The organism is Verrucosispora sp. SN26_14.1 (assembly GCF_004307965.1).
In the GTDB taxonomy this organism is placed as follows: Bacteria; Actinomycetota; Actinomycetes; order Mycobacteriales; family Micromonosporaceae; genus Micromonospora.
Genome location: NZ_SISL01000464.1, coordinates 1 through 4,582, shown reverse-complemented (window position 1 = coordinate 4,582; position 4,582 = coordinate 1). Strand labels below are relative to the sequence as shown.

Here is a 4,582-nt window from a genome sequence, read left to right as displayed (position 1 = left end):
ATAAGAGACAGGGCCGGCCCCGGTGCCGGCCGGACGGTCGGCGGGACGCGCGGCCGACGTCGGCAGGGTGGGGGAGGCCGGCAGAGGTTGCAGGATCGCGGTCGGTTCGATGGCGGTCCCGGCGCTGTCGGCGGTGTCGCGGTCGAGGACGGCGAGGGGGAGCAGCGCGGCGGCGGCCGACCCGAGGGCACCGACCGCGACCGTGATCAGGGCGCCGTAGTAGGGCGCGAGCTGGTATCGATCGCTCGCGTCGCCAGGACCGGCGGCCAGGTAGGCGAACGCCACCAGGATCGGCCCGGCCACCCCGCTCGGGCCGCTGATCAGCGGCGGCTGCCCGCGCCACCGCGCCAGGGCGCCGGTCGCGGCACCGGCCAGCAGTCCGATCAGCGGCAGGAGCAGCAGGGCCAACCGCTGCGCCGCGTCGGCGGAGAGCCAACTCGGTTCCAGCACGCCGAGGCGTACCGGGGTCAGTGGCCCGGTCGCGGCCAGCGACGGTGCGACGGACAGCAGCGCCAGCAGCCACACCGCGCCGGCGATGCCGGCCATGTTCCAGGCGAAGGCCGGCCGGAGCAGGGCGGCCAGCGCGGCGCCCGCGCCGACCACCGCACCGAGGACGGCGCAGATGGCGACGGCCCAGACCGGGTCGACCGAGACGAGTTCGACGGCGCGGGCCGGTCGCATGCACAGCGGCGCCACCACGACGGCTCCCAGCGCGGCGCTGCACGCCACGGCCAGTTGACGATGCGTACCGGTGAGCCCACCGTGGCGCTCGGCGAGACGTTCGGTGAGTACGGCGCCGACGACGGCGGCGTTCGCCGCGAACCACCCGGCCCAGACGAGTTGGGCCGGCCACTGGTTGACTGTGGTGCCGGTGAAGGCGCCGGTGAGGCGGAGAATGCCGAAGCCGAAGGCGACGCCCAGCTGACCGGCGGCGGCCAGCAGGCTGACGCCGAACGCCGTGAGCAGTAGCCGGCTCAAGGTCCGATGGGCCATGGTCGGCACGTTACGGTCCGTGGCGGCCGATCGCCACCGGCGCGCCGTGGGACGGCTGCTACCTGCGTCCGGCGGGTCTACTTGAGCTCGACCAGGCGAGCCAGGTATGTCGTGTCCCCGACGTTGGTCAGCATGTGCACCGCGCCCGGGTCGCGGTAGACCACGCCGCCGGTCGGCTCGTCCGCGTCGATCGTGGTGCCGTCGATGGTCTGCACCACGTTCTTCGCACCCTGCACCGCCACCACCAGATAGGGGTGGTCGTGCCGGTGCAGCGGCTGCCGCTCACCCGGCTCCAGCCGGATGTGCCAGACCCGGACCCGGTCGTTCTCGAAGACGACCTCCTGGCCCACCGGGCCGAGCGTGGGCAGGTCGAGGGGGGTCTCGGTCATCGGGTTCCCTCCAGTCGGGGCAGCACCTCGGCCGCGATCAGCTCCAGGTGGTCCAGGTCGTCGAGGTCGACCAACCGCAGGTGTACGCGGGCGGTGCCGACGGCCGCGAACTCGCCGATCCGGTCGACCAGTTGTTCCGGAGAGCCGACCACCGCCTCCTCGGGCGGGAGGGCGCTGGTCACGTGCAGTGGTGCCGCCCGTCGTCGGGCCTCCGCGTCGGTGCGTCCGATCGCCACCACGATGCCGGCGGAGAGCACCAGCGGTGCCCGGCCGGTGCCGGCGCGGTCGACCCGGTCGCACGCCTCGCGTACCCGCTCGTAGGACTCGGCGGTCCGGGCGACGTCGGTGAAGGGCACGTTGAACTCGTCGGCGAAGCGGGCCGCCAGGTCCGGGGTGCGCTTGGGACCGCGTCCGCCGATGATGATCGGCGGCCCCGGGGTCTGCACCGGCTTGGGCAGCGCCGGGGCGTCCACCAACTGGTAGTGGTCGCCGCTGTAGCTGTACGTGCTGCCCGACGGGGTCCGCCACAGTCCGGTGAGTACGTCGAGCTGCTCGGTGAGCCGGTCGAAGCGTTCGCTGGTGCCGGGGAACGGGATGCCGTACGAGGTGTGCTCGCGGGCGTACCATCCGGCGCCGATGCCCAGCTCGACCCGGCCGCCGCTCATCTGGTCCACCTGGGCGACCATCACCGCGAGCGGACCGGGCAGCCGGAAGGTCGCGGAGGTGACCAGGGTGCCGAGCCGGATCCGGCTGGTCTCCCGGGCGAGCGCGGCGAGCGTCAGCCAGGCGTCGGTCGGGCCGGGCAGCGCCGGCGCGTCACTCATCGACTGGTAGTGGTCGGCGCGGAGGAAGGCCTCGAAACCGCCGTCCTCGGCGAGTCGGGCGAAGCGGAGCTGGTCGTCGTAGCTGGCGCCCCGGTGCGGCTCGGTGAAGACGGTGACCCGCATGGTCACCGCCGCGTACCGGCGGTCGCGGGGTGGTCCCGCTCCATGAGCAGCTCGTGCAGGTCGGCGCTGACCTGGGCGACCTCCGCCAGGTGCGCGTGGCGGCCGAGGGTGCGGGGGCGGGGGATGGCCACGTCGACGATCTTGCGGACCCGGCCGGGGCGCGGACTGAGCACGATCACCCGGTCGGCCAGGAGTACCGCCTCGTCGATGGAGTGGGTGACGAAGACGACCGTGGCCCGGCTGCGCATGTGCACCCGCTGCAACTCCCCGGACAGTTCCTCCCGGGTGAGCGCGTCCAGCGCGGAGAAGGGCTCGTCCATCAGCATCACGCGGGGGTCGCCGATCAGGGACCGGCAGAGCGACACCCGCTGCTGCATGCCGCCGGACAGCTCGTGCGGCAGCCGCTTCTCGAAACCGGCCAGCCCGGCCACGTCGAGTAGTTGCCGGGCACGGTCCCGGTAGTCGGCGCGCTTCCAGCCGAAGATCTCCACCGGCAGCAGGACGTTGTCCAGCACGGTGCGCCACGGCAGCAGAGCCGGCCGCTGGAACAGCATGGCGATGTCGCGGCGCGGCTTGGTGACCGTTTCGCCACCCACGGTGATCTCGCCGGAGGTGACCGGGATCAGACCGGCGATCAGCCGGAGCAGGGTCGACTTGCCGCAGCCGGAGCGACCGAGGATGGCGACGAACTCGCCGTCGGCCACGTCGAGGTTGATGCCGCGCAGCGCCTCCACGCGGCCACTACGGCCGTCGAAGGTGCGCGAAACCTCGGACAGGCGGATCATCTCCGACGGCCTCCCTGAGTGAGTAGTCAGGATTCCGCCCAAAGGTTAGCGGTCTCCACCGTTATCTCACCGTCCGGGGTGGAGATGAGTTGTTTCCGTTCCGCAACCCGGTATGCCTGGCGTCGCAAAGGTGAGGTTCTCGTACGCTGTGCCCGCGAAGAGTCCCCTCGATACGCGGTGTCGGCTTCCGTCCCGGCTGCCGGTACCGCCCCAACATCCCCTCCCGGAGGCCCGCGACGCCTCCGGTGGGAAAGGACAAGGTGTACTGATGAGAAGGCTGACCCGTACGGTCGCCGCGGCCACGATGGCCACCGCGCTCGCCCTGGTCTCCGCGTGCGGCAGCGGCTCGGACGACGCTGACGACAACGTCGGCTCCTCGATGGAGCAGGTGACCTACCTCACCTCGTTCGGCAACTTCGGGCGTGACGCCTACGCCTGGGTGGCGAAGGAGAAGGGCTTCTTCAAGGACGCCGGCTTCGACGTGGACATCAAGCCCGGCCAGGGCACCAACGCCGTGATCCAGACGATCGTCGGCGGTCAGGCGCAGTTCGGCCCGATCGACCTGACCGGTGGTCTGCTCCAGCTCGGCAACGGCCAGGCCAAGGACTTCGTCGCGGTGGCGGCGATCCAGCAGCGCACGATGGCCGCCATCGCGACCGTCGAGGGCACCGGCATCAGCACGCCGAAGGACCTGGAGGGCAAGAAGCTCGCCGACACCCCCGGCTCGGTCGTCCGGAACCTCTTCCCGACGTACGCGCGGATGGCCGGCATCGACTACGACAAGGTGACCTGGGTCAACGGTGACGCCCAGACCCTGATGGGCACGCTGGCCTCCGGCTCGGTGGACGGCATCGGCCAGTTCGTCGTCGGTCAGCCCACCATCGAGGCGGTGACCAAGAAGAAGGCCGTCCTGCTGCCGTACAGCAACGTGATGCAGGACCTCTACGGCAACGTGCTGATCACCTCGAAGCAGGTCGCCACCGAGAAGCCGGAGATGGTCAAGCGGTTCACCGCGGCCCTGCTCAAGGGCCTGGAGTACGCCCTGGAGAACCCGCAGGAGGCCGCCGAGATCCTGGCCAAGAACGTCGAGGCCGTGGTGCCCGCCGCTGCCGCCGCCGAGCTGCAGCTGATGGCCGGGTACGTCCGGTCGAGCAACTCCGGTACCGCTCTGGGCACGCTGGACAGTGGCCGGGTGGCCAAGAGCATCGCGATCCTGCGCGGTGCCGGTGCGCTGAAGTCCGACCTCAGCCCGGACCAGATCATCGACTTCAACCTGGCCCCCAAGGCCTGAGGTCGACCAGTCCGTTCCAGTTCCACCGCGGGGTACGCCGTGCCGGTCAGCCGGTACGGCGTACCCCGATCCCGCGTCTGACCACCCGAACCGCAGGAGGATCCGATGACCGACGTCCGCTCACGGCAGCCGGAGGCGACGCCCGCCCCGGAGCCGGCCCCGGCCGCACCGCGTGGC

At 71.5% G+C, this 4,582-nt stretch carries 4 protein-coding genes and 1 pseudogene; 1 reads left to right on the top strand and 4 read right to left on the bottom strand.

The genetic code is table 11. The features are described 5' to 3' along the window. The 4 genes and pseudogenes from EYA84_RS27145 to EYA84_RS27130 all read right to left on the bottom strand — a co-directional run. Window positions 1-993, bottom strand: a pseudogene (locus tag EYA84_RS27145) (hypothetical protein); the annotation flags it as partial. Window positions 994-1,070: 77 nt separating this feature from the next. Then, window positions 1,071-1,382, bottom strand: a complete 312-nt coding sequence (locus EYA84_RS27140) for a cupin (RefSeq protein WP_131056599.1) — start codon at window positions 1,380-1,382, stop codon at window positions 1,071-1,073. Continuing rightward, complete coding sequence (locus EYA84_RS27135; protein ID WP_131056601.1) at window positions 1,379-2,329, bottom strand: LLM class F420-dependent oxidoreductase; 951 nt, start codon at window positions 2,327-2,329, stop codon at window positions 1,379-1,381. The genes EYA84_RS27140 and EYA84_RS27135 overlap by 4 nt, the downstream gene beginning before the upstream one ends. Before the next feature lie 2 nt (window positions 2,330-2,331). Beyond that, window positions 2,332-3,114 carry an ABC transporter ATP-binding protein gene (locus EYA84_RS27130; protein ID WP_131056597.1) on the bottom strand — a complete coding sequence of 261 codons (783 nt, stop codon included), beginning with the start codon at window positions 3,112-3,114 and terminating at the stop codon, window positions 2,332-2,334. 268 nt (window positions 3,115-3,382) lie between these two features. Between EYA84_RS27130 and EYA84_RS27125 the strand changes: the two genes are divergently transcribed. Beyond that, window positions 3,383-4,405 carry an ABC transporter substrate-binding protein gene (locus EYA84_RS27125; protein WP_131056595.1) on the top strand — a complete coding sequence of 341 codons (1,023 nt, stop codon included), beginning with the start codon at window positions 3,383-3,385 and terminating at the stop codon, window positions 4,403-4,405. Window positions 4,406-4,582 lie beyond the last annotated feature (177 nt).